The sequence below is a fragment of the Ruegeria sp. HKCCSA071 genome, assembly GCF_017872555.1.
In the GTDB taxonomy this organism is placed as follows: Bacteria; Pseudomonadota; Alphaproteobacteria; order Rhodobacterales; family Rhodobacteraceae; genus Ruegeria.
Window position 1 is genome coordinate 1,164,919 of the sequence record NZ_JAEDOX010000001.1, and the last position, 24,302, is coordinate 1,189,220.

21 protein-coding genes are annotated in these 24,302 nt (G+C 58.8%); 7 read left to right on the forward strand and 14 right to left on the reverse strand.

Annotated elements, in window-relative coordinates; translation table 11 throughout:
* Positions 1 to 36: 36 nt before the first annotated feature.
* Genes I9188_RS05815 through I9188_RS05835 form a run of 5 tightly spaced genes read right to left on the reverse strand, consistent with a single transcriptional unit; the run spans position 37 to position 6,035 of the window.
* Complete coding sequence (locus I9188_RS05815) at positions 37 to 1,968, reverse strand: acetyl/propionyl/methylcrotonyl-CoA carboxylase subunit alpha (protein ID WP_209504458.1); 1,932 nt, start codon at positions 1,966 to 1,968, stop codon at positions 37 to 39.
* A 3-nt stretch (positions 1,969 to 1,971) separates the two neighbouring features.
* Positions 1,972 to 2,397, reverse strand: a complete 426-nt coding sequence (locus I9188_RS05820; protein ID WP_209504459.1) for an ASCH domain-containing protein — start codon at positions 2,395 to 2,397, stop codon at positions 1,972 to 1,974.
* 1 nt (position 2,398) lies between these two features.
* Complete coding sequence (locus tag I9188_RS05825; RefSeq protein ID WP_209504460.1) at positions 2,399 to 4,006, reverse strand: carboxyl transferase domain-containing protein; 1,608 nt, start codon at positions 4,004 to 4,006, stop codon at positions 2,399 to 2,401.
* Positions 4,003 to 4,512, reverse strand: coding sequence for a hypothetical protein (locus I9188_RS05830; protein WP_209504461.1), 510 nt, complete (start codon positions 4,510 to 4,512; stop codon positions 4,003 to 4,005). The genes I9188_RS05825 and I9188_RS05830 overlap by 4 nt, the downstream gene beginning before the upstream one ends.
* Positions 4,509 to 6,035 carry an AMP-binding protein gene (locus tag I9188_RS05835; protein ID WP_209504462.1) on the reverse strand — a complete coding sequence of 509 codons (1,527 nt, stop codon included), beginning with the start codon at positions 6,033 to 6,035 and terminating at the stop codon, positions 4,509 to 4,511. Before I9188_RS05835 ends, I9188_RS05830 begins: the two co-directional genes overlap by 4 nt.
* A 136-nt stretch (positions 6,036 to 6,171) precedes the next feature.
* Here I9188_RS05835 and I9188_RS05840 point away from each other — a divergent pair, with 136 nt between their 5' ends.
* Positions 6,172 to 6,777, forward strand: a complete 606-nt coding sequence (locus tag I9188_RS05840; RefSeq protein ID WP_209504463.1) for an OmpW family outer membrane protein — start codon at positions 6,172 to 6,174, stop codon at positions 6,775 to 6,777.
* 50 nt (positions 6,778 to 6,827) lie between these two features.
* On the opposite strand, the gene I9188_RS05845 is transcribed toward I9188_RS05840, so the two are convergent.
* The 3 genes from I9188_RS05845 to I9188_RS05855 all read right to left on the reverse strand — a co-directional run bounded on the left by I9188_RS05845 (position 6,828) and on the right by I9188_RS05855 (position 10,058).
* Positions 6,828 to 7,991, reverse strand: coding sequence for an isovaleryl-CoA dehydrogenase (locus I9188_RS05845; RefSeq protein WP_209504464.1), 1,164 nt, complete (start codon positions 7,989 to 7,991; stop codon positions 6,828 to 6,830).
* 165 nt (positions 7,992 to 8,156) lie between these two features.
* A complete protein-coding gene (locus I9188_RS05850; RefSeq protein WP_209504465.1) occupies positions 8,157 to 9,347 on the reverse strand; it encodes a DegT/DnrJ/EryC1/StrS family aminotransferase in 1,191 nt (396 codons plus the stop codon).
* Positions 9,348 to 9,386: 39 nt separating this feature from the next.
* Complete coding sequence (locus tag I9188_RS05855; RefSeq protein WP_209504466.1) at positions 9,387 to 10,058, reverse strand: HAD-IA family hydrolase; 672 nt, start codon at positions 10,056 to 10,058, stop codon at positions 9,387 to 9,389.
* 134 nt (positions 10,059 to 10,192) lie between these two features.
* On the opposite strand from I9188_RS05855, the gene glmU reads away from it, so the two are divergent.
* Genes glmU through I9188_RS05875 form a run of 4 tightly spaced genes read left to right on the forward strand, consistent with a single transcriptional unit; the run spans position 10,193 to position 14,610 of the window.
* Positions 10,193 to 11,545, forward strand: a complete 1,353-nt coding sequence (gene glmU, locus I9188_RS05860; RefSeq protein WP_209504467.1) for a bifunctional UDP-N-acetylglucosamine diphosphorylase/glucosamine-1-phosphate N-acetyltransferase GlmU — start codon at positions 10,193 to 10,195, stop codon at positions 11,543 to 11,545.
* A 3-nt stretch (positions 11,546 to 11,548) separates the two neighbouring features.
* The gene (glmS, locus tag I9188_RS05865; RefSeq protein WP_209504468.1) at positions 11,549 to 13,372 is read left to right on the forward strand and encodes a glutamine--fructose-6-phosphate transaminase (isomerizing); all 1,824 of its coding nucleotides are present in this window, start codon (positions 11,549 to 11,551) and stop codon (positions 13,370 to 13,372) included.
* Between the two features lie 3 nt (positions 13,373 to 13,375).
* The gene (locus I9188_RS05870) at positions 13,376 to 13,918 is read left to right on the forward strand and encodes a pyridoxamine 5'-phosphate oxidase family protein (RefSeq protein WP_209504469.1); all 543 of its coding nucleotides are present in this window, start codon (positions 13,376 to 13,378) and stop codon (positions 13,916 to 13,918) included.
* 5 nt (positions 13,919 to 13,923) lie between these two features.
* Complete coding sequence (locus I9188_RS05875) at positions 13,924 to 14,610, forward strand: DNA alkylation repair protein (RefSeq protein WP_209504470.1); 687 nt, start codon at positions 13,924 to 13,926, stop codon at positions 14,608 to 14,610.
* On the opposite strand, the gene I9188_RS05880 is transcribed toward I9188_RS05875, so the two are convergent.
* A complete protein-coding gene (locus I9188_RS05880) occupies positions 14,598 to 15,029 on the reverse strand; it encodes a hypothetical protein (RefSeq protein WP_209504471.1) in 432 nt (143 codons plus the stop codon). The genes I9188_RS05875 and I9188_RS05880 overlap by 13 nt on opposite strands.
* A 90-nt stretch (positions 15,030 to 15,119) precedes the next feature.
* Between I9188_RS05880 and moaA the strand changes: the two genes are divergently transcribed.
* Both moaA and I9188_RS05890 read left to right on the forward strand, forming a co-directional pair.
* Positions 15,120 to 16,127, forward strand: a complete 1,008-nt coding sequence (gene moaA, locus I9188_RS05885) for a GTP 3',8-cyclase MoaA (protein WP_209504472.1) — start codon at positions 15,120 to 15,122, stop codon at positions 16,125 to 16,127.
* Positions 16,128 to 16,130: 3 nt separating this feature from the next.
* On the forward strand, positions 16,131 to 17,453 hold the full coding sequence (locus I9188_RS05890) for a 3-deoxy-D-manno-octulosonic acid transferase (RefSeq protein ID WP_209504473.1): 1,323 nt from the start codon (positions 16,131 to 16,133) through the stop codon (positions 17,451 to 17,453).
* Positions 17,454 to 17,495: 42 nt separating this feature from the next.
* Here the strand turns inward: I9188_RS05890 and I9188_RS05895 are convergent, their stop codons facing one another.
* Genes I9188_RS05895 through I9188_RS05915 form a run of 5 tightly spaced genes read right to left on the reverse strand, consistent with a single transcriptional unit; the run spans position 17,496 to position 24,064 of the window.
* Complete coding sequence (locus I9188_RS05895) at positions 17,496 to 18,659, reverse strand: M20 aminoacylase family protein (RefSeq protein WP_209504474.1); 1,164 nt, start codon at positions 18,657 to 18,659, stop codon at positions 17,496 to 17,498.
* A 24-nt stretch (positions 18,660 to 18,683) separates the two neighbouring features.
* Positions 18,684 to 19,847 (reverse strand): M20 aminoacylase family protein, encoded by a 1,164-nt coding sequence (locus tag I9188_RS05900; RefSeq protein ID WP_209599573.1) that lies wholly within the window; start codon positions 19,845 to 19,847, stop codon positions 18,684 to 18,686.
* Between the two features lie 15 nt (positions 19,848 to 19,862).
* Positions 19,863 to 21,029, reverse strand: a complete 1,167-nt coding sequence (locus tag I9188_RS05905) for a M20 aminoacylase family protein (RefSeq protein WP_209504476.1) — start codon at positions 21,027 to 21,029, stop codon at positions 19,863 to 19,865.
* Positions 21,030 to 21,072: 43 nt separating this feature from the next.
* Positions 21,073 to 22,239 (reverse strand): acetylornithine deacetylase, encoded by a 1,167-nt coding sequence (argE, locus tag I9188_RS05910; protein ID WP_209504477.1) that lies wholly within the window; start codon positions 22,237 to 22,239, stop codon positions 21,073 to 21,075.
* 4 nt (positions 22,240 to 22,243) lie between these two features.
* Entirely contained in the window at positions 22,244 to 24,064 is a 1,821-nt protein-coding gene (locus tag I9188_RS05915; RefSeq protein WP_209504478.1) for an ABC transporter ATP-binding protein, read from the reverse strand.
* Positions 24,065 to 24,302: the final 238 nt, after the last annotated feature.

Below are 24,302 nucleotides of genomic sequence, written 5' to 3' on the forward strand. Positions count from 1 at the left end.
GCGCGACCGTGGCACGTCAAGCCGCGCGGGTACAGATCACTCTTCTTCCAAACGCACCAAAGCTGCCCCAGCCTCGACCTGCGCGCCATCTTCGACCAGCACCTCGGCCACCACACCATCGCGCGCGGCCAGCAACGAATGCTCCATTTTCATCGCTTCGAGAATGGCCAAACGGTCGCCTTCCTGAACGGTCTGCCCCGCAGTGGCAAAGACTGCCTTGACCAGACCCGGCATCGGCGCTTCGATCACATTGGTGTCACCCGTCGCGCTAGCGTCCCGGTCCAGCGGATCGATAACGTCGAAACTGTGACCGTAGTCGGTAAATACGGTCACAGTTGTTCCGCTGGCAGCCACCCGGGGCATCGGTGCGCCGCTCAGCGCCCACCGCCCCGAGATCCGCTCGGCCACGACACGGTGTTCGCCCAGCTGCCAAAGCTGGCGATCCGGACCATCGACCTGCACGTCAAGATCAAGAATCTCTCCCTGATCGGACAGCTGCACCGCCCGATGCAACGGAGCCCAGAGCGAAAACCCGGTGTCAGGCGTGACATCAACCAAATCCAGTGCGGTCATCGCGGCCGCAACAGCGGTTATGGCAGACGTCGGCGCTTCCTGCACCAACCCGTCAAGATCGCGCCCGATCAGGCCCGTATCCACATCGCCCGAGGCAAATCCATCATGGCGGGTCAGCATGCCCAGAAAGGCGAGATTCGTAACGGTGCCCGCCACTTCGGTCTCCCGCAGCACCCGGCTCAACGTCTCAAGTGCAATGGCACGCGTCGATCCATGCACCACTACCTTGGCGATCATCGGGTCATACCACGGGCTGATCGTGTCACCTGTGCGAACACCACTATCCGCGCGGCAATTGGCCGGGAAAACCAGATGGGTCAATGTACCTGTCGCCGGCAAGAACCCTTTTGGTACATCCTCGGCATAAAGCCGGGCCTCGAATGCGTGACCCGAGATCGACAGATCATCCTGTCGCCTGGGAAGGCTCTCTCCTGCTGCAACGCGCAACTGCCATTCCACCAGATCGACACCAGTGATGGCCTCTGTTACCGGATGTTCCACCTGTAGGCGCGTGTTCATCTCCATGAACCAGAACCTGTCGGAGCGCAGCCCGTCTGAGGCATCGACAATGAATTCAACCGTGCCTGCGCCCTTATACCCGATCGCCTCGGCGGCGCGCACACCCGCCTGACCCATAGCCTCGCGCATCTCAGTTGTCATGCCCGGGGCTGGTGCCTCTTCGATCACTTTCTGATGGCGGCGTTGTAGCGAGCAATCGCGTTCGAACAGATGCACCGCATGGGTACCGTCACCAAATACCTGCACTTCGATATGGCGGGGTTTGGCCACGAATTTCTCTACCAGCACAGCGTCATTGCCAAAAGCGGTTCTGGCTTCGCCCCGTGCGCTGTCCAATGCGGAACGGAAATCCTCGGGGCGTTCGACCAGACGCATCCCTTTACCGCCACCGCCTGCAACGGCCTTGATCAGCACCGGATACCCAATCGTATCAGCCGCACCTGCCAGGTGTTCGGGATCCTGATTGTCGCCATGGTAGCCGGGCACCACTGGCACGCCAGCCTGTTCCATCAACACCTTGGCCGCATCCTTGAGACCCATCTTGCGGATCGCATCCGCTGATGGGCCGATAAAGGTCAAACCCGCGGCCTCGACCGCGTCGACGAAATTGGGGTTCTCTGACAGGAAGCCATAGCCGGGATGAATCGCCTGCGCGCCGGTATCCAGCGCAGCCTGAATAATCACATCGCCCTTCAGATAGCTTTCCGCTGGTGCGGGACCGCCGATATGAATAGCCTCATCCGCCATCTGCACATGCTTGGCCGCCGCGTCCGCATCGGAATAAACAGCCACACAGGACACGCCCATCTTCTGAGCGGTTTCCATAACCCGGCAAGCAATCTCGCCCCGGTTGGCAATCAGGATTTTGTTGAACATAGCTTACCCCTCAACCGCCAGATCTTCGACAAGGCGAAATCGTTCGCACAGAAGCTCCATCTCGGGATCAAATCCGCCATTGCGTTCGAAATACTGGCGATGCCCCTCTCTCCATCCTTCAAGCGTTTCATTTTCGCCCTCTGCCAAAGCGAAATCCTCGGTCACGTCGCAGTATCGGCAGGTCGAGACCTCGACCGTTTCGATCACCAAGGCCGGACGGTCGTCCCATTCCAGCGCAATATCTCTCCGCCCGACCACAGGAGTGTCAGGGCTACCTTCGGGATAGTCACGCAACGCACCGCAGGTTGCCGTTTTCCTCCCTGATCTTACTAATGCCAGAAGCTCAGCACTCAGCCCGGCATTGTCACCAAACTTGAAAGTCTGGGCACCCGGATAGCGTGCCATGACGTCATTCAATGAAACGTTCATCTTACATCCTGAACACGCCGAAACGTGTCTCCTCTATCGGGGCGTTCAGTGCGGCGCTCAGAGACAAGGCGAGCACATCGCGGCTTTTGCGCGGGTCGATGATGCCGTCATCCCAGAGACGGGCCGAGGCATAAAGCGGGTGCGATTGCTCTTCGAACATCTCCAGCGTCGGACGTTTGAATTCGGCCTCTTCCTCGGCCGACCAGGTGCCGCCCTGTCGTTCGATCCCATCGCGCCTGACGGTGGCCAGAACACCCGCTGCCTGCTCGCCCCCCATCACCGAAATCCGCGAATTCGGCCATGTCCACAGGAACCGCGGCTGATAGGCGCGTCCAGCCATGCCATAGTTCCCGGCCCCGAACGAGCCGCCCACCAGCATCGTGATCTTGGGAACGCTCGTCGTTGCAACTGCCGTCACCATCTTGGCGCCGTGGCGGGCGATCCCCTCGTTCTCGTATTTGCGGCCGACCATGAAGCCGGTGATGTTCTGCAAGAAGACCAGGGGCGTTTTGCGCTGCGAACACAGCTCAACGAAATGCGCGCCCTTTTGCGCGGCCTCCGAGAACAACACCCCATTGTTGGCAATGATCCCGACGGGACACCCTTTGACATGGGCAAAGCCGGTGACCAGTGTCTCGCCAAACCGGGGTTTGAACTCATCAAACCGTGACCCATCGACAAGCCGCGCAATCACTTCACGGATGTCATAGGGCGTGCGCAGGTCGGCGGGAACGACTCCCAGAATTTCCTCCGGATCATAAGCAGGCTCCTCGGGTGCGTCGAACCGTAGGCCGGGCTTCAGCCCGGCACCCCCCAATGATCCGACCGCGCGCCGCGCCAATGCCAGCGCATGTGCATCATCTTCGGCCAGATAGTCTGCCACCCCCGACAGGCGCGTGTGCACATCGCCGCCACCCAGATCTTCGGCGCTGACAACCTCACCCGTTGCAGCCTTGACCAGCGGCGGCCCGGCCAGAAAGATCGTGCCCTGTTCCTTCACGATGATCGTCACATCGGACATTGCAGGAACATAAGCCCCACCCGCCGTGCATGATCCCATGACAACGGCGATCTGTGGGATACCCTTCGCGCTCATCCGCGCCTGATTGTAGAAGATACGCCCAAAGTGGTCGCGGTCTGGGAACACCTCATCCTGATTGGGCAGGTTCGCGCCGCCACTGTCGACTAGATAGATGCAGGGCAGATGGTTTTCCTCGGCAATCTCCTGCGCGCGCAGGTGCTTCTTGACGGTCATCGGATAATAGGTGCCGCCCTTCACGGTGGCATCATTGCACACCACCATAACCTCGCGCCCCTGCACCCGGCCAATGCCCGCGATGACCCCGGCACAAGGTGCTGCATCGCCATACATCCCATGCGCCGCTGTCGCCCCGATTTCCAGAAACGGAGACCCCGGGTCCAGCAGGTTCGCCACCCGTCGTCGGGGGAGCATCTTTCCTCGGGATTCATGCCGCGCGCGGGATTTCTCACCGCCCCCCATACGGGCTGCTTCGGCAGCAGTAGAGATTTGCGCCAGCGCATCGAGATGAGCGGCGCGGTTTGTCTTGAAGCCCTCGGAGGCGGGCATGGCTTTGGATGTGAGTTTCATTTTCGTTCACCCTCCAGCAGCCGGTCTGCATGCCGCAAATCCAGCCACCTCAAAGTTGCATTCTTTAATTGGCACTGTTTTTCAGACAAATCGGCACCGCAAATTGCTTGAGTAACTTCCGACGCACGCTGCAAAGCATTGGCATACGAAAAACGCCTGACTTCCGTTAGGTTCGGGTTCACAGGCAATGATTTCGAAATTTCTTCACTTCGAAATAGAATATGCTCAACCAAAATGTCGTGACATATCTCGCCATAAGAGTTCGACTGCTCCCGTGTACAATATTCCAACGCTAACAAGACACAGTCGGTTTCCAGTTCGGTTTTCGAAACCGTCATCACCGTTTCTTCGCTGAGTCGCGCGCACCCATCTAACCAATCTTCAACGCCGAGGACGGGCTCATGGAACTGACTCGGATCATCGTCAGTACTCAGTGCTACTGACGGAAAGATCAGAGCGACCGAGGCCGACCATAGTAACCTGCTTATGACGCGAGTCTCTCTCACGAACCAATCTCCCCCGCCGCCCGCGCCTTCAGTTCCTTTCGGATCACCTTCCCCGTCACCGTCATCGGCAGCTCCTCCAGAAACGCGACCTCACGCGGATAGGAATAGTGCGCCAGACGGTCTTTGACCCAATCCTGCAGCTCCTGCTCCGCAGCCTGAGCCCCCGGTTTCAGCACCACATACGCCTTGACGATCTCGGTCCGCAGCGGGTCGGGTTTGCCGACCACGCCAACCGTCGCCACTGCCGGGTGGGTCAGCAGGCAGTCTTCAATCTCAGCCGGTCCGATGCGATATCCGGCTGAGGTAATCACGTCATCATCACGACCGACAAAGCGCAGATAGTCGCCCTCCCACACGCCGCGATCACCGGTGATCAGCCAGTCGCCCCGGAACTTCTCAGCCGTCGCCTTGGGTCGGTTCCAGTATTCCAGCAGCATCGAGGCCGAGCCGCGCCGGATGGCCACGTCGCCCTCTTCGCCGGTCGGGTTTCCGTCCTCATCAATCACCGCAACCTCATGCCCCGGCACTGGTTGGCCGATACAGCCGGGGCGCACAGGGAAATCTTCGGCGCAGGAGGATACGACCATGTTGCATTCGGTCTGGCCATAGAATTCGTTGATCGTCAGGCCGAACGCCTTCTGGCCCCATGCCAGCATTTCGGCCCCCAGCGGTTCCCCCCCGGACGCGACCGAGCGCAGACCGGGGATCACCTGATCTGCTGCCTTGAGCATTCGCAGCGCCGTTGGTGGGAAAAAGACGTTCCGCACCCCGCCACGCGCGATGATGTCAGCGCAGGCCTCGGGAGTGAATTTCTCAAGCCGCGCGGCAACAACGGGAATGCCCAGCGCAAGACCCGGCATCAGCACGTCGAACAACCCGCCGATCCACGCCCAATCCGCCGGGGTCCAAAGACAGTCACCTTCGCGCAAGTGATTATGGCTGATCGAAACACCTGGCAAATGACCGGTCAGGACTCGGTGCCCGTGCAGTGCGCCTTTCGGGCTGCCGGTTGTACCAGAGGTGTAGATCAATACGGCAGGATCGTCAGGGCCGGTCGCGGCGAATTCTACGGTGTGATCTTCCTCGCCAATTTCCGATGCAATCAAGGGCGTGGCCAGATCACCCAACAGATCAGCCCCTTTGGCGTCGGTCAGTACAATCCGGGCACCTGCGTCGCTGACCCGCGACCGCAGCGCGTCCTGTTTGAACAGTTTGAACAAAGGGACCGACACCGCGCCGACCTTCCAAATCGCCAGATGGGCCGCCGCGCACCATGGCGACTGGCTCAACAACACTCCGACGCGATCACCGGGCTGCACATGGCGCAATAATGCGCGGGCTATTCCGTCTGTCATTTGCGACAGCTGCGCATAGCTGATGCGCTGCGGGTCAGGTCCGGTCAAATCGATCAGCGCAACCCGATCCCCCGCATGCCGCAGGCACTGCTGCGCCATGTTCAGCCTGTCCGGCAGATCCCAGCCTCCATCCCGGCGCAAACCCGGTATGCGCTCAGCGGTTAGCACGGCGAATTTTCCCTATATTTCCTGCACTTCCCGATTCCGCCCCACACAATTCCTTCACGTTAATTTGATGCAGATCAGAGTGGGCAGTTCCAATCCCTGCAACACCAAGGTCATCAACAGAACCAAAGGCAAGACAATGACCAAGAAACTCGCCGCATTGACCCTTTCCACCGCGTTGGTGGCCCTGGCTGCACCTGCGTTTGCCCAATCTCAGGGGGATTGGACGCTCGGTATCGGTGTGGGTTACCTGGACCCGAAATCCAACAACGGAACACTGGCCGGCCTTAGCGCCGACATCGACTCGGATACGCGCCCGATCTTCACCGCCGAGTATTTCATCCAAGACAATCTGGGGATCGAGCTGCTGGCCGCGACCCCGTTCAAACATAACGTCACCTTGGGCGGAAGCGTGGACGCTGGCAGCGTCAAGCATCTGCCGCCCACCTTGTCGCTGAACTATCACTTCCCGACCAATAGCGCCTGGAAGCCCTATGTCGGCGCCGGTCTGAACTATACCATCTTCTTTGACGAGCAATCTGCCCTTGGCAACCTCAAGGTCGATGATTCCTTCGGCGTTTCGTTGCAAGCCGGTCTCGACTACATGATCACCGACAAAGGTGCGGTCCGTCTGAATGTGCGCTGGTTCGACATCGACTCGGACGTCACGCTGAACGGAGCCGATATTGGCACTGCGAACATCGACCCCTGGCTGGTCGGTATTTCCTACGTTCATCGCTTCTGATCCTTTGATCGAAACGCCCCGCTGTAACCTCGTCTGCGGGGCGTCTTCATTCAGCGCATTTCGTTCATCATTTCCCGGCCAATAAGCATCCGGCGAATCTCGCTGGTGCCCGCGCCGATCTCCATCAGCTTGGCATCCCGGAAAATCCGGCTGACCGGCGCATCCGACAGGAAGCCCGCCCCGCCCAGCGCCTGAACCGCCTGATGCGCCTGAACCATCGCCTGTTCGGATGCATAAAGACAGCACGCCGCCGCATCCTGCCGGGTTACGTCTCCACGATCGCATGCCTTGGCCACCTCATAGACATAGGCCCGCGCCGAGTTCATCGCGGTATACATGTCGGCAATCTTGCCCTGCATCAACTGGAAGCTGCCAATCGGTTTGCCGAACTGCTTGCGTTCAGCCAGATAAGGCATCACTTCGTCCAAACAGGCGGCCATGATGCCGGTCCCGATGCCTGCCAGCACAACCCGCTCATAATCCAGACCTGACATGAGCACGGCGACACCCTTGCCCTCTTCTCCCAATACGTTCTCGAACGGCACTTCGACATCTTCAAAGATCAGTTCAGCCGTGTTCGACCCGCGCATACCCAGCTTGTCGAAATGGGGCGAGGTTGAAAAACCCTTCATCTCTTTTTCGATCAGAAATGCGGTAATACCCTTCGATCCGGCATCGGGATCTGTCTTGGCATAAACCACCAGTGTATTCGCATCCGGCCCGTTGGTGATCCAGTACTTGTTGCCGTTCAGTCGGTAATGATCGTTGCGCTTTTCCGCCCGCAGCTTCATCGACACCACGTCCGAACCTGCGGAAGGTTCCGACATGGCCAGCGCGCCCACATGTTCGCCCGAGACCAGTCGCGGCAGGTATTTCTGTTTCTGCTCTTCCGTACCGTTCAGCTTGATCTGGTTCACACACAGGTTGGAATGCGCCCCATAAGACAGCGAAACCGAGGCCGAGGCGCGCGCGACCTCTTCGACAGCAATTGTATGCGCCAAATAGGACATGCCCGCACCGCCGTATTCTTCTGGCACGGTGACACCCAAAAGACCAAGCTCTCCCATTTCTTTCCACAGTTCATTCGGAAAGCTGTTCTTGGCATCAATGTCAGCCGCCATCGGCTTGACACGCTCCTGCGCCCACCGATGCACCATCTCGCGCAGGGCGTTCACATCCTCACCCAGATCAAACTTCATCGTGGCCATGAACATCTGTGTCCTCCCTCCGCATTAATGAACAAGTGTTCAATAAATCTCTAACAGCGAATCTGTCTCCGGTCAATCTTTGTGAAAGCCCGGACCGAAACGCAAAACGCCGCCTCGGACGGGGCGGCGCTCTCAAGGGTCGAACGTGCGCAGAAAGCGCACTCTGTTTGGCTAGGATTGATAAACTGCGCCCACTTCGGCCCGAATAATACGCGCGATCATTCGGCAATCCTCCAGTGAAAAGGTCAGCGGTACACGCATATCCATGATGCCCGCCAGAACACGATCACTTTCCGGCATGCGTTCGCTTTCGAAATATCTCCAGCTGTCATAGCGCGACGTGAACCCTGTTGGTTCAGCCCCGCCAAACCACTTGATCTCGACCCCACGCGCGGCGCAGCGGCTGATTACGTCAGCAATCTGCTCAGGCGACCAATCCAACAGCAGGAACTGGATCGAAGACCCGACATAGGTTTCCTCTTCGGGGCGCTCGACAATCGTCAGGCCCGGAGTGCCGCGCAGTCCGGTTTCGATCTCGCGATAGCGCTCGTTCCACCGTTCCACCTGCCGGTCCAATTCCCGCAACTGAGGGCGCAGGATGGCGGCGCGCAAATTGTCCATGCGACCGGACACATTGGGTGTAGTGTACTTTATCCGCTCGAACACTTCAGGTCCCGGCGCTGCCAGATGGCGTTCATACAGCATGTATGACCCCGACAGCATTGTAGCCTTGGCCGCCAGTTCCGCGTCATCAGTAACCAGCAAACCACCCTCGCCCGAGTTTACGTGCTTATAGGTCTGGCAGGAATAACACCCGATTGCCCCCTGCCGCCCCGACAACTGACCACGCCAAGCCGCGCCCATCGTGTGTGCGCAATCCTCGATCACGATAACGCCTGCCGCCTCACACATCTGCATCAGACGATCCATGTCACACAGATGCCCGCGCATATGGCTAAGCATCAGGACACGGGCCTGATCCAATTTGCCCTCAAGATCCTCCAGATCGATGGTCAGGTTTTCGGTGACGCCGACAAAGATCGCCCGCGCCCCGACCGAAGCAATTGATCCCGGCACCGGGGCCAGAGTGAACGCGTTGGTCAGAACCGGGTCGCCCGGCTGCACACCAACAGCCCGTAACGCGGTGGCAAGCGCATAACCGCCAGAGGAAACCGCCAAGCAATACTTGGCCCCCATCTGTGCCGCAAACTCCTGCTCCAACAGGGCCGTTTCCCCCAACTCACCTGGGACCACGTTATAGCGATGCAGTCGCCCGTGACGCAGAACAGCCAGCGCTGCCTCGATTGCGTCGTCTGGAAGGGGTTCCTGCTGCGTGAAATTACCAGTGAATGTTTCCGTCATGGTCTTTTTCTGGCTCTCCGACAGGGTCCGGTCAAGGTTTCAGGCTGCCGCACCGATCAGATCAGGCACAAGATCGGGCAAGTCATCAAAATGATGCAGCAGCGCTTCGGGCTCCAGCGCTGCCATGTCCTCGCCTGACGGTCCGAAAGTCACCAAAACCGATGGGACCCCTGCCGCCCGGGCGGTATTGCGGTCAGTATCCGAGTCGCCGATCAGCACGCACCAGGCCGGGTCGCCCCCGGCACGGCGCGCAGCCTCGCGCAGAGGGGCTGGGTCCGGCTTGCGCACCGGCAGCGTATCCGCACCGACCAACGAGGCAAAACGATCCCGCACTCCCATGCGCGTCAGCAACAATTCGGCCAGATGTTCCGGCTTGTTGGTGCAAATGCCGACACCGTAGCCCGCGTTACTCAGCATCTCGACGGCTTGTAACGCTCCCGGATAGAAGCTTGTGTGGGTGTCGATATCCTGCGCGTAAGCCTCAAGCAGTACAGGATAATAGGTCTGAACGGTGTCCTCGTCGTAAGCTCCAACGCGTTTCAGCCCTTGGGTTAACATCATACGCCCGCCGCGCAAAGCGATGCCTGCATCCTGCCCATGGACCAGCACATCACCATGCCCCATTTCGCGAAAACAATGGTTCGCCGCAGCCAGCAAATCGCCCGATGTATCCGCCAATGTGCCGTCCAGATCGAAGATGACGGTCCGCATGTAGCCTCCTGTTTCGGCAGGTTTTCGCCGTGTCCTGTTTCAATCGGCAATCTTGTTTGATGGCCGAACAGCTTGCGCCTTTGCCCCCAGCGGATAAAACGGTCAGCAACAAAACACAAAGAGAAAACGATTTCATGACCATTGCCCTTGTCATCCTTGCCGCCGGAAAAGGCACCAGGATGAATTCGGATCTTCCCAAAGTCCTGCACCCCATCGCTCAGGCTCCGATGCTTGTTCACGCGATGCGCGCCGGGTCTGTTCTGTCGCCCGAACGTACGGTGATCGTCACCGGCCACGGGTCCGAGGCAGTGGCAAAGGTTGCTCAGGACGAAGACGAAGATGCCCGGATAGCCGTTCAGGAAGAACAATTGGGTACAGCCCACGCGGTCGGTCAGGCCCGGACGGCACTGGACGGGTTCGACGGTGATGTTGTGGTTCTTTACGGCGACACCCCGTTTTTACAACCCGACACGCTGGAGCGGATGGTCGAGGCACGAACTGGGAACGACCTGGTCATCCTTGGGTTCGAAGCGGCTGATCCGGCCCGTTACGGCCGGTTGGTCATGAATGGCGACACGTTAGAACGCATTGTCGAATTCAAAGACGCATCAGATGAAGAGCGCGCCATAACATTTTGCAACTCGGGCCTTTTAGCTTGTGATGCCCGGTTGCTTTTTTCGCTGATTGACGCCGTTGAAAACAACAATGCCTCGGGCGAATACTATCTGACAGACGTAGTCGAGATCGCCCGCAACCGCGGTCTGAACGTAACCGCCGTCGCCTGTGACGAGGCCCAGACGCTGGGCGTGAACTCTCGCGCAGATCTGGCCGCCGCCGACGCGGTGTTTCAGGCACGCGCGCGAGCAGAACTGCTGGATATGGGAGTCACATTGATGGCACCGGAAACGGTATACCTGTCCGCAGACACTGTGATTGGGCGTGACACAGTAATCGAACCCAACGTGGTCTTCGGCCCCGGAGTGACGGTCGAAAGCGGCGCGAGCATCCGGGCCTTCTCCCATCTGGAAGGGTGCCATGTCAGTCGCGGTGCCATCGTCGGCCCCTACGCGCGGCTGCGCCCCGGCGCGGAACTGGCCGAAAACACGCGGGTAGGCAATTTCGTTGAAATCAAGAATGCCGAAATCGCCGAAGGCGCGAAGGTCAACCACCTCAGTTATATCGGGGACGCATCAGTGGGTGCTGCGACGAATATCGGCGCGGGAACAATCACCTGCAACTATGATGGCGTGATGAAGCACAAAACCACCATTGGTGCGAATGTCTTTATCGGCTCCAACACCATGCTCGTGGCCCCGGTCACGGTGGGCGATGGCGCAATGACAGCGACAGGCACCGTGGTGACCAAAGACGTACTGCCCGAGGCGTTGGCCGTGGCGCGCGCCAAGCAAGAAAACAAACCCGGCTACGCGCGAAAACTGTTTGATATGTTGAAGGCGAAGAAGGCTCGCCGCGATAACGAGGCCTGAGATATGTGTGGAATTGTAGGTGTCTTGGGAAAGCATGAAGCGGCCCCTATTCTGGTAGAAGCCCTGAAACGGCTGGAATATCGCGGCTATGACAGTGCCGGGATTGCAACCGTTAATGACGGTGTCCTGGGTCGTCGGCGTGCGGTCGGCAAACTGGTCAACCTCAGCGATCTGTTGGTGCATGATCCGCTGCCGGGAAAATCCGGCATTGGTCACACCCGCTGGGCCACGCATGGTGCGCCTTCCGTCAACAACGCGCACCCCCACAAAGCTGGCCCGGTGGCCGTGGTTCACAACGGAATTGTCGAAAACTACCGCGAACTGAGGGCCGAACTGGCCAAACACGGTGTCGCCTTCAAAACCGAAACCGACACGGAAACCGTCGCGCTGATGACGGAACATCACCTTAACACAGGCTTGTCCCCGGTCGAGGCCGCCTTCAAGACCATCGACAAATTGGAAGGCGCCTTCGCCCTTGCATTCCTGTTCGATGGTGAGGACGACCTGATTGTAGCCGCTCGCAAAGGATCACCCCTGGCCATCGGCCACGGCGATGGTGAGATGTATGTGGGTTCGGACGCCATTGCCCTTGCGCCGCTGACCAACCAGATCACCTATCTCGAGGAAGGTGATCGCGCGGTTCTGACCCGAACATCACTGGAAATCCGCAACGAGGCCGGTGAACTGGCCAACCGGGAAAAGCGCAAGATCAAGGTGGATCATGCGCGCGCCGACAAGGGCGAACATAAACATTTCATGGCCAAGGAAATCGCTGAACAACCTATCGTTGTGGCAGAGGCCATCCGATCCTACCTGCCCACGGGCGGTGATCGCGTGGTGTTACCCGACGCCGAGCTGGATTTCAGCAAGCTGGACCGTCTGACCATGGTCGCCTGCGGCACCGCGTTTTACGCCTGCCTGACCGCGAAATACTGGTTCGAACAACTGGCCAAGATGCCGGTCGAGGTCGATATCGCCAGCGAGTTCCGCTATCGCGAGCCACCGATCACGGGTCGCACACTGGCGCTGTTTGTCAGCCAGTCAGGTGAAACCGCCGACACCCTGGCCGCGCTGCGCTATTGCGAGGGCAAGGCGGACAAGATCGTTTCTGTCGTCAATGTCCCTGAAAGTTCGATTGCTCGGGAAAGCGATATCGCCCTGCCGATCCATGCTGGCGTTGAAATCGGTGTGGCTTCGACCAAAGCCTTCACCTGTCAACTAAGTGTTCTACTGATGCTGGCGCTCAAGGCAGCGGCCGACCGCGGCACTCTGACCGATGAGGAGATTGCCGATCACACCGCTGCGCTGCGTGGATTGCCGACCGTGCTGAACACGGCACTGGATCAGAACCGGGCGATCCGCAAAGCAGCCCAACGCCTGTCCGAGGCGCGCGACGTTCTGTTCCTGGGCCGTGGCCTGATGTATCCGCTGGCAATGGAAGGGGCGCTGAAGCTCAAGGAAATCAGCTATATCCACGCCGAAGGGTATGCATCGGGCGAGTTGAAACACGGACCCATCGCCTTGATCGACAAGCATATGCCTGTTGTCGTCATGGCACCCCGCGACACGGTGTTCGACAAGACCGTGTCAAACATGCAGGAAGTGATGGCGCGAAAGGGCAAAGTGATCCTTGTGTCTGATGATGATGGAATTGACGAGGCCGGAGACGGAGTCTGGAGCACGATCCGGATGCCGCATGTTCACACCAGTCTTGCGCCGATCCTTTATTCGGTTCCCGCACAGTTGCTGGCCTATCACACGGCTGTAGCCAAAGGGACGGATGTAGACCAGCCGCGCAATCTGGCAAAATCAGTGACGGTAGAGTGACCCATGTCCAAACAGTTTCCCCAGCTTGATGACGCGCATCAAAAGTTCATCGAAGATCAGCATATGTTCTTCGTCGGCACCGCCGGGTCCGAGGGAAAGGTCAATATCTCACCCAAAGGTATGGACTCGCTGCGGGTGCTGGGGCCAAACCGCATCGTCTGGATGAACCTGACTGGCAGCGGCAACGAGACGGCGGGGCATCTGATGCAGGTCAACAGGATGACACTGATGTGGTGCTCCTTCACCACGCGCCCACTGATCCTGCGCACATATGGCACAGCCCGCACTCTGCACGTCAGAGATGAGGGCTGGGATGAACTGGCCAATCATTTTCCCAACCACCGCAGTGCGCGACAGATCTACGACCAGTCGATCGAAATGGTTCAGACCTCTTGCGGGTATGCAGTGCCGTTCATGGAATTCCAGTCCGACCGCGACACGATGCAGAAGTGGGTCGATGGCAAGACGGACGGCGACATCCGGTCTTATTGGGCCGAAAAGAACAGCCAGACGATAGACGGCGAACCAACAGGCGTTCCGGTCTGACCCCGATGCTGACCTCTTTTCTTGATCAGATCAAAGCCCATGCCGACCCCGAACGTGCGGGTCAGATGGCCAGTTATCACAAGGCGGATCGCGTCTATCTGGGCGTCGCCAACCCGGTTCTCAACGATCTGACCAAAGCATGGCGGCAAGAGCTGGATGTGAACAAACGCGTCACGCTTGCCAAGGCGCTGTGGCAAACCGATATCCACGAAGGGCGCCTTGCCGCGGCCAAGCTTCTAACCCAGGCCCGCATCCGGCCCGACGATCAGGTTTGGGACCTGCTTCAAAGCTGGCTACCGGATTTTGACGCCTGGGCCGTCGCCGATCACGCCTGCATGGCGATGCAAAAACGACTGATGGCCAACCCCGACAGGCTAAATGCCATCGAACAGTGGACACAGTCCTATCACATGTGGACCCGGCGCGCGGCACTTGTCGCAACCCTGCCCTGGACCAAACAGAACCACCCCAAGCCCGAAGACCTGCAACGCCGCGACCGTATCCTCGGCTGGGCCGCCGGATATGTCCCTGACCGCAACTGGTTCATTCAGAAATCAATTGCCTGGTGGCTGCGGGAACTGTCCAAACACGACTCCGAACGCGTGATCGCGTTTCTGGACAAACACGGTGATGGCATGAAACCGTTTGCCCGCCGCGAAGCGGCCAAATACCTGAAAAGTCAGTCAGCATAAACCGCGACTTCGACCAGTTCGTCTAATGGCACCAGTAGGGCCCGCATGGCATCCAGCGACAAGCGGCTGCCGCTACTTTCCGGGCCTGCGGCAGGAACCAGGGTGATATAGGCCTGCGCGCCGGTTCTGGGCACAACAACCCGCGCCGTTACCTCGCTTTCGACCAGCGGCGTCTGCATCCAGCGTCCTGGCGTGGTCGGATCACCAAGCCCGGCAATGGTTGTTTTGGCCCCGACCCAACTGGGGCGTGCCGCAACAGGCTCGGGCTGTAGAACTTCCTCAGCGACAACTGGCGCAGTTTCGACATCTGGTACGGCCACAGCCGCCTCGTCCCCCGACCCGAACACACGTTCCGTCGTTGCCCGGACAGTGTCGCACCCGGTCAAAACAACGCATAGAAAAACAGATGCCTTTTTCATGCCCGGAAACTACAACCCCATGCGGGTGTGATCCAGTGCAAAGCGCAGTTCGCACTTGTCGCAGGCAGGTTACAGCTTTACCTATGTCGCATGTCTGCTCCGCTCATCGACCCGTTTGCCCGCGCTATCACGTATCTCCGCGTCTCCGTCACGGACCGCTGTGATTTTCGTTGCGTCTACTGCATGTCCGAAAACATGACCTTTCTGCCCAAGAAAGACCTTCTTACGCTGGAAGAGCTGGATCGCATGTGCTCGGCCTTTGTAAGAATGGGCGTCGAGAAACTGCGCATTACCGGCGGTGAGCCATTGGTTCGTCGCAATATCATGACTTTCTTCAACGCCATGACTCGCCACTTGGACAGCGGCGCGTTGAAAGAGCTGACGCTGACGACAAACGGTTCGCAATTGCATCGCTTTTCCGAAGATCTTTATGCTGCCGGTGTGCGCCGTGTGAATGTTTCCCTGGACACTCTGGATGACGACAAATTTGCAAAAGTCACGCGTTGGGGCCGCCTCAAACAGGTACTGAACGGCATCGACGCGGCGCAAAAGGCTGGGCTGCGGATCAAGATCAATGCTGTTGCACTCAAGGGATTCAACGAACCCGAACTGCCCAAGATCACCGAATGGTGCGCCGAGCGTGATATGGACCTGACCTGGATCGAGGTCATGCCGATGGGCGATATCGGCAACGAGGATCGACTGGATCAGTACTGGTCGCTCAAGGATGTGCGCAAAGAGTACGAAAACCATTACTCGATCACGGATCTGGCTGAACGCACTGGCGGTCCGGCCCGCTATATCAGGCTGGAAGAAACCGGTCAGAAGATCGGCTTCATTACGCCCCTGTCTCACAATTTCTGCGAAAGCTGCAACCGCGTGCGCCTAACCTGCACCGGTGAACTCTATATGTGTCTGGGGCAGGAGGACATGGCGGATCTGCGCGGCGCATTGCGGGATTACCCCGACACCGAACAGCCGCTTGAAGATGCCATCCGCGCGGCGGTCAACCTGAAACCAAAAGGTCACGACTTCGACTATTCCCGCCATTCAGTCGATGGCCGGATGAGCCGCCATATGAGCCATACAGGCGGCTGATACATGCCGGATCACAAAGACCGCCCCACAGCGCTGTACCATCTGTACTGCGCCCTGATCTCTCTGGCCGCACCTCTGGTCTGGAGAACCGTCCGAAAGAAACTTGAGGCTGCCGGCGTAGCAGCCGACCGCCAGCACGAACGTCTTGGCCACGCCAGTATGCCCCGCCCCGCAGGGCAGTTGATCTGGTTCCACGCCGCCAGTGTCGGCGAAAGCCTGTCGGTCCTCACTCTGATCAATCGGCTGAGCGCCCGCCTTCCCGGGGTCGAGTTTCTGATCACCTCGGGCACGCCAACCTCAGCGGCCCTGATCGAAAAGCGCCTGCCGCTCCGCACCCGGCACCAGTACCCACCGCTTGACACAGCCGGCCCGGTCCGGCGCTTTCTGGACCATTGGCAACCCGATGCCGGGATCTTCGTCGAAAGCGAGATCTGGCCGCGGCTGATTGTCGAAAGCGCAGCGCGCGACATTCCGCTGGCTCTGCTGAATGCACGATTGTCGGACAAATCTGTCGCCGGATGGAACAAGCGCCCTAAAACGGCGAGGTTTATCCTGAACAAATTTCGCCTGTTCCTGACGCAAAACGACAAAACAGCTTCCAACCTGATTGCCATGGGCGCCCCTGCTCAACGCGTGCAGCCGGGTACCAACCTCAAGGCCATGTCCGACCCTTTGCCTGTAGACCAGAATACGCTGGACGACATTCGCGCGCAAATAGCCGCCAGGCCGGTCTGGATCGCGAGTTCCACCCATGCCGGAGAAGAAGACAGCGTTCTGACAGCCCACAAGGCATTATTGCAGCATTGGCCCGACCTTCTGCTGCTCCTGATCCCACGCCACCCCGAACGGCGCGGCGAGGTCGCGGGCCTTCTGAACAATGCCGGGCTTAACGCGTCCTTCCGGTCAAAAAATGAACCCATTACAAATACGACGCGCGTGTATGTTGCCGACACACTGGGCGAAACCGGAACCTGGTACGCGCTTTGCCCGATCGTTTTCCTTGGGGGATCATTGAAAGAGATTGGCGGACACAACCCATTTGAACCGGCTCAGGCCGGGGCCGCCGTGATCACCGGCTCGGGGTATTTCAACTTTGCAGAAACCTTTGCCCCGCTGATCGACGCCAAGGGCGCTGTCGAGGTCCAAACATCCACTGACCTCTCTGAGGCCGTTTCACATTGGCTGTCAGATCAGAATGCCCTTCAAGTCGCCAGAATGGCTGCACAATCCTGCGTCAATACGCAGTCGACCGCCTTGGATGCCGTCGTCGAAACCCTCTGCACGGTGCTTGATCTGCAAGCAAAGGATCCCGCTTCATCTGGCTAGAAATATCCCGGGGGTGTGGGGGCAGAGCCCCCACCCTCACCATCAGGCGGCTGGCATCCGCTGTTCGACAATCTCCGCCCACCAGCTGCATCCGGCCGGAATGGCTTCGTCGTTGAAATTGTATTCCGGGTGATGAACCATTGCGGTGTCACCGTTGCCCACAAGAATGTAGGCGCCTGGACGTTCCTCCAGCATGAAGGCAAAATCTTCGCCCCCCATGACCAAAGGTGCCTCGTCGCAATCACCGGACACCGACCGGGCCACATACGCCGCAAACTCTGTTTGCTCGTCGCTGTTCACCATCACCGGATACCCGCGAATATAGGTCACGTCAGCGGTGCCTCCAAACGTGGCCGCAACACCGTTGCAAATCGCGTTGATCCGCTTTTCAGCCAGATCCCGCATGCCCTTGCTCATGGTGCGCACGGTGCCTTTGATCTGCACGGTCTGAGGGATCACATTGAATGCCTTTGATGACGTCTCGAACGACGTCACGGACACCACGACCTGATCGATCGGGTCGGCATTGCGCGAAGAAATCGTTTGCAACGTAAGGACAGCCTGCGCCGCCAGAACTGTGGTATCCACTGTCTCATGCGGCTTGGCGGCATGTCCGCCGCGACCTTCAAAGGTGATGTCAAACTGATCGGTCGCCGCAAAGAACGAACCCGGCCGGATTGCGAACTTGCCGACAGGCTGTCCCGGCCAGTTATGCATGCCGTAGACTTCCTGAATGTTCCAACGGTCCATCATGCCGTCTTCGCACATTTCGCGGCCCCCGCCACCACCTTCCTCAGCAGGTTGGAAGATCACAACAACAGTGCCGTCAAAGTTGCGGGTTTCCGACAGGTACTTTGCCGCCCCCAGCAGCATCGCGGTGTGCCCGTCATGGCCACAGGCATGCATCGCGCCCGGCGTTTTCGAGGCATAGTCCAACCCCGTTGCCTCGTGTATCGGCAAAGCATCCATATCTGCACGCAGGCCGATCACCTTTCCCTTGCTGTCCGACTTGCCTTTGATCACCCCCACAACGCCGGTACGTCCGATACCGGTCACAACCTCATCGCAGCCGAACTCCTTCAGCTTCTCAGCCACCTTCGCGCTGGTGCGGTGGGTCTCAAACAGGATTTCTGGATTTTCGTGCAGATCCCTTCGCCATTCGGTGATTTCATTCTGCAATTCGGCAAAGCGGTTCTTGACTGGCATGTCTTTTCTCTCTCCTGATTCAGGTCACGCCGCCGGCATCCGGCGCTCGACCATTTCCGCAAACCACGAGCACCCAATGGGGATGATCTCGTCATTGAAATTGTATTCGGGGTGGTGCAGCCCGGCACTGTCACCGTTGCCCAAGACGATGAATGCCCCGGGCCTCTCTTCCAGCATGAACGAGAAATCCTCGCCCCCCATCACCATCGGCGCTTCAATGCAACTGCCCCCGACCGACACCGCAGCCTCTGCTGCATATCCCGTCTGGGCTTCGGCATTGATCGTCACTGGAACACCCCGCGAATAAGTGACGTTCACAGACCCGCCAAGTGTTGCAGCGGTCCCTTCCGAGACTTCCTTCAGCCGTTGTTCGATCAGGTCGCGCAACTCGTTGGAATGGGTCCGCACGGTGCCGCGTATCCGCGCTGATTGCGGGATCACGTTGAACGCTTTCGAGGACGTCTCGACCGAAGTCACAGACAGCACGGCCTGCAAAATCGGATCCGCGTTGCGCGACACAATCGTCTGCAACGCCACGATCAGTTGCGACAGCATAACCGTTGTATCAATCGTCTGATGAGGTTTTGCCGCGTGGCCGCCGCGCCCTTCAAGATGGATGTCAAACTCATCCGCCGCTGCCAGCAACGAGCCCGAACGAATGGCAAACTGCCCGGTGGGAACACCCGGCACATTGTGCATCGCATAGACTTCCTGAATGCCGAACCGATCCATCAGACCGTCCTTGCACATGGCCTCGGCACCATTCCCACCCTCTTCGGCAGGCTGAAAGATCACGATTGCCGTGCCATCAAAGTTGCGGGTTTCCGCCAGATACTTGGCAGCCCCCAAGACCATCGCCGTATGCCCGTCATGCCCACAGGCATGCATCGCATTCGGTATTTCCGAGGCATAGTCCAACCCGGTCTGTTCCTGCATCGGCAGGGCATCCATATCGGCCCGCAAGCCAATCACGCGGCCCCGCGTGTCGCTTTTGCCGCGAATGACCCCGACGACTCCGGTGCGACCGATTCCAGTCACGACCTCGTCGCAACCAAACTCGTTCAGCTTTTCCGCAACCAGCGCACTGGTGCGGTGGGTGTCGTACAGAATTTCCGGGTGTTGGTGAATGTCACGCCGCCAACCGGTGATCTCATCATGCATCTCTGCGAGACGGTTCTTGATCGGCATGTCATTCTCCCTGTTTCATGCGACGGGCAATCGTCGTTCCACAAGCTCGGCAAACCAGCTGCAACCGGCGGGGATCGCGTCGTCGTCAAAGTTGTATCGCGGGTGGTGGCACATGGCCGTATCCCCGTTCCCGATAAAGATGTACGCGCCGGGGCGTTCTTCAAGCATATAGGCAAAATCTTCGGACGGCATGATCGGGTCCGTGCTGTCGTTGACCTTGCCCGCAACCGCAGCTGCCGCCTTGGCCGCATAGCCCGTTTCGGCCTCGGAATTCACTGTCACCGGGTATCCGGGTGTCCAGGTAACCTCCGCCTTCGCGCCAAAAGCCGAGGCCGTATCCTCGGCGATCCGGCGCACGCGTTCTTCGGCAATTGAACGATACTCGGGGTCAAGTGTCCGCACGGTTCCCTGCAAACGAACCGTATGAGCGATCACGTTCGACGCAACACTGTCAGTCACAAACGTACCAACGGTGAGGACAACTCGCTTGATCGGGTCAACGGTCCGGGACACCACCGATTGCAAGGCAACAACGATATGCGAGGCCACAAGCGTTGTATCCACCGCCTCGTGCGGTGCAGCGGCGTGTCCGCCCTTGCCGGTGACGGTGATTTCAAACTCATCGGACGAGGCCAGCAACGCACCGGGTCGAATTGCGAACTCCCCCACCGGAAGACCGGGCATGTTGTGCATGCCATAGACCTCGTGAATGCCCCAGCGGTCCATCAGCCCGTCCTGACACATGGCCAGACCGCCGGCCCCGCCTTCCTCGGCAGGCTGGAAGATCAAAACCACAGTGCCATCGAAATTGCGCGTCTCTGAAAGGTACTGAGCGGCCCCAAGCAGCATCGAAGTATGCCCGTCATGTCCGCAGGCGTGCATCTTGCCCGACACGGTCGAGGCATAGTCCAGCCCTGTCGCCTCTTCAATCGGAAGCGCGTCCATGTCTGCACGCAGGCCGATGACACGCCCCTGCGTATCCGTGCGCCCTTTGATCACCCCGACAACGCCCGTTTTGCCAACGCCCGGTGTGATCTCGTCCACTCCGAACTCTTTCAGACGGGCGGCAACAAAGGCCGCAGTTTCATGGACGTCATACATCAGCTCAGGATGGGCGTGCAGGTGGCGGCGCCATTCGGTGATCTCGCCATGCATTTCCGCAAGTCTGTTTTTTACGGGCATCTCAAGACCTTTCTCTCAACCGCTGGCACCGTATTACACCGGGCTAGGCGCATAGTTTTTCAACCAATCGCTGCATGAATTTATGACCGGCTTCGAATTGTTCAATCGTAATGAACTCATTCGGCTGATGGGCCTGCGCTATGTCTCCGGGTCCGCATATCACGGCAGAATACCCGGCCTCTTGAAACTGACCTGCCTCGGTCCCGTAACTGACCACATGGCTTGCGTTGTCTCCGGTCAGGGCGCGTACCAGTGCTTCGGCTTCACCATCCTCTTCCGGGATCAACCCCGGAATCGCGAAGTTTTCACTCAGTTCGATGCGGGTATCCGGGTGAACAGCCTGCATCTGAGCCTCAATGTGCCGAACCTGTTCGAAATAGGCATCGCGCCATTGGGCCTGCGTTTCATCGGGCACAGTCCGGAAATCCATCATGAACCGGCAGTCTTTGGCGGTAATGTTATGGGCTGTTCCGCCTTCAATCATACCGACATGGCAGGTTGTCCAGGGCGGATCGAACACGGCAGCAACGGTACTGGGTTGCGCCGCCATGTTCCGCGCGTTCTGTTGGTTGGCCCAGTCGATCAGCGAGGCCGCTGCCATGATCGCGTTAACGCCTGTGTGCATGATCGAGCTGTGAACTTCGAACCCGACGATATGGGTGTCAAAGCCGAACCCGCCCTTGTGACCCGTTACCGCCTGCATCATCGATGGCTCACCCACGATCACCGCCGAGCCTTTGGGAAGAACGCCCTGCATCGCCTCGATCATTGGCGGCGCTCCGGTACACCCGACTTCCTCATCAAAACTCAGCGCAAGTTGGAGCGGTCGTCTCACATTTGCGTAATGCGCCTCGACCAGCGCCCAGATGGCAAACGCATCAAACCCTTTCATATCGCAGGTGCCGCGCCCGAAATATTTGCCGTCCTTCTCGGTCACCGTGAAGGGATCGGTGTCCCAGGGTTGCCCGTCAACCGGCACGACATCCGTGTGCCCGGACAGCACAACTGCGCCTTCTTCAAAAGGGCCGACATGCGCAAAGATCGCCGCCTTATGCGGCTGATCCGGATCAGGCCAGCGGTGCGATGTGATCCCGTGGCTTTGCAGGTATTCTTCCACCCAGTCGACCAATGGCAGGTTGGTGTCACGACTCACGGTTGGGAATGAGATCAGCTTGGTCATGATCTCAAGCGGCGTCAGGCGCTTGGCCATCGTGTCAGTACCCACTGTCGGTGGTCAGGATAAAGTGACCCGGCTCAACCTCTTGATATTGCGAGGGTTCCGGTTTGTAGTCGACAGGGTGAATCGGTGACGGGATCGGTTTGAAGTTCAGGTCTTTTTCTGTCTTTCGCTTGTTCGGGTCAGCAATCGGAACTGCCTTCATCAATGCCTGCGTATAGGGGTGTTGCGGGTTTTCGAACACACGCGCACGCGGGCCCAGTTCCACAATGCGGCCCAGATACATAACACCGACATAGTGGCTAACACGTTCAACCACGGCCATGTCATGGCTGATGAACAGATAGGACAGCCCCAAATCGGACTGCAGCTCCATCATCAGGTTCAGAACCTGCGCCTGAACCGACACGTCGAGGGCCGAGACTGCCTCATCCGCGATGATCAGCTTGGGGTTCAGGGCCAGTGCGCGGGCAATCGCGATCCGCTGGCGCTGTCCTCCCGACATTTCATGCGGGAAACGACGCATGAAGCTGCGCGGCAGCTGCACCTTGTCAAACAACTGCGCGACGCGGTCCTGCAACTCTGATCCCGACGCCACGCCATAGTTGCGCATCGGCTCGGCAACCTGATCGACCAACTGCATCTGTGGGTTCAGCGAGGCGAACGGGTCCTGAAAGATCATCTGCATGTCCAAACGCGCCTTGCGCAGGCCGGACGGATCCAGCTTCATGATATCGACACCGTCCAGATTGACCTCGCCTGCCATCGGTTCGACCAGCCGCAGAATCGAACGCCCGGCCGAGGACTTGCCGCACCCGGATTCGCCCACAAGGCTGAGTGTCTGACCTTTGTTCAGTGTGAACGACACATCCTCGACCGCATGAACATTCGAGATCGTGCGCCGCAGAAGACCACCTTTGACAGGAAACCGCGTGGTCAGGTTCTTTACGGTCAACAAAACCTCTTCGGTTCCGTGGATGGGCGCAATTTTCTGCCCCTCGACACCCAGCAACTTCATCGGTTCGGGTGCCGACTTGCCCTGCATTTCACCCAGCTTCGGTACTGCGGCCAAAAGGGCCTTGGTGTAATCATGCTGCGGGTTTTCAAAGATTTCCTTGACGGTCCCCTCTTCGACCTTGTTGCCGCGGAACATCACCACCACGCGGTCAGCCATCTGCGCCACAACCGCCATGTCATGGGTGATGAACATCACCGCAGTTCCGGTTTCCCGCTTCAGGCGGTCCATCAGGGCCAGAATCTCGGCCTGAATGGTCACGTCCAGCGCTGTGGTGGGTTCATCGGCGATCAGCAGGCGGGGCTCGCAGGCCATGGCCATCGCGATGACGACACGCTGGCGCATCCCGCCCGACAGCTCGTGCGGGTACTGTTTCAGACGACGCTCGGGCTCGGGGATGCGAACCTGGCGCAGCAACTCAAGCGCCCGGTCCTCGGCCTGTGCCTTTGACATCTGCTTGTGGATGCGCAGACCTTCGGTCAACTGGCGGCCAACGGTAAAAACCGGATTAAGCGCCGTCATCGGCTCCTGAAAAATCATCCCGATCTCGTTGCCGCGAATCTGTTTCATCAGATCCGGATCGGCTTTGGACAGGTCCATCTCGCTCCCGTCGCGGCGGTCAAACAGAAGTTCACCACCCGCGATTTCGCCGCCTCCGAACTCGACCAGCCGCATCAGCGACAGCGACGACACCGACTTCCCCGAGCCCGATTCGCCAACGATACAAACGGTTTCACCCGGTTTGACCTCGAACGAGACATCCTCAACACCAACAACGGGGCCATCCTTCGTCTGAAACTCCACCCGCAGTTTTTTTATCTGTGCAATAGGCTGATCCAGCACGCGCGCGCTCCCTTGACGACGGTTTTCTTTTTCTGAATTCCGAACGCTAAGGCGGGCCGCCGGGAAAAGTCAAACCCATTACACATTTTCGCGACGGCACTACTTGCATTTTTCTCAGGTTCTGTTTCGATACGCCATGTAACCGACCTGGGGAGGCGGCGCAGACCGAAATCGTTAGCGCTATTATCTTTGTTGATCAAAACCTTACCTTGGGGCGGCAACGCCAAACCCGCAGGCC

What these genes read in the sequence shown, in the direction of transcription:
- I9188_RS05820 (WP_209504459.1), bottom strand. Translation starts at nt 2,397, where the DNA reads ATGAACGTTTCATTGAATGACGTCATGGCACGCTATCCGGGTGCCCAG.
- I9188_RS05825 (WP_209504460.1), bottom strand. Translation starts at nt 4,006, where the DNA reads ATGAAACTCACATCCAAAGCCATGCCCGCCTCCGAGGGCTTCAAGACA.
- I9188_RS05850 (WP_209504465.1), bottom strand. Translation starts at nt 9,347, where the DNA reads ATGACGGAAACATTCACTGGTAATTTCACGCAGCAGGAACCCCTTCCA.
- I9188_RS05875 (WP_209504470.1), top strand. Translation starts at nt 13,924, where the DNA reads ATGCTGACCTCTTTTCTTGATCAGATCAAAGCCCATGCCGACCCCGAA.
- I9188_RS05855 (WP_209504466.1), bottom strand. Translation starts at nt 10,058, where the DNA reads ATGCGGACCGTCATCTTCGATCTGGACGGCACATTGGCGGATACATCG.
- argE (WP_209504477.1), bottom strand. Translation starts at nt 22,239, where the DNA reads ATGGCCAAGCGCCTGACGCCGCTTGAGATCATGACCAAGCTGATCTCA.
- I9188_RS05905 (WP_209504476.1), bottom strand. Translation starts at nt 21,029, where the DNA reads ATGCCCGTAAAAAACAGACTTGCGGAAATGCATGGCGAGATCACCGAA.
- moaA (WP_209504472.1), top strand. Translation starts at nt 15,120, where the DNA reads ATGTCTGCTCCGCTCATCGACCCGTTTGCCCGCGCTATCACGTATCTC.
- glmU (WP_209504467.1), top strand. Translation starts at nt 10,193, where the DNA reads ATGACCATTGCCCTTGTCATCCTTGCCGCCGGAAAAGGCACCAGGATG.
- I9188_RS05870 (WP_209504469.1), top strand. Translation starts at nt 13,376, where the DNA reads ATGTCCAAACAGTTTCCCCAGCTTGATGACGCGCATCAAAAGTTCATC.
- I9188_RS05815 (WP_209504458.1), bottom strand. Translation starts at nt 1,968, where the DNA reads ATGTTCAACAAAATCCTGATTGCCAACCGGGGCGAGATTGCTTGCCGG.
- I9188_RS05900 (WP_209599573.1), bottom strand. Translation starts at nt 19,847, where the DNA reads ATGCCGATCAAGAACCGTCTCGCAGAGATGCATGATGAGATCACCGGT.
- glmS (WP_209504468.1), top strand. Translation starts at nt 11,549, where the DNA reads ATGTGTGGAATTGTAGGTGTCTTGGGAAAGCATGAAGCGGCCCCTATT.
- I9188_RS05840 (WP_209504463.1), top strand. Translation starts at nt 6,172, where the DNA reads ATGACCAAGAAACTCGCCGCATTGACCCTTTCCACCGCGTTGGTGGCC.
- I9188_RS05880 (WP_209504471.1), bottom strand. Translation starts at nt 15,029, where the DNA reads ATGAAAAAGGCATCTGTTTTTCTATGCGTTGTTTTGACCGGGTGCGAC.
- I9188_RS05895 (WP_209504474.1), bottom strand. Translation starts at nt 18,659, where the DNA reads ATGCCAGTCAAGAACCGCTTTGCCGAATTGCAGAATGAAATCACCGAA.
- I9188_RS05845 (WP_209504464.1), bottom strand. Translation starts at nt 7,991, where the DNA reads ATGTTCATGGCCACGATGAAGTTTGATCTGGGTGAGGATGTGAACGCC.
- I9188_RS05890 (WP_209504473.1), top strand. Translation starts at nt 16,131, where the DNA reads ATGCCGGATCACAAAGACCGCCCCACAGCGCTGTACCATCTGTACTGC.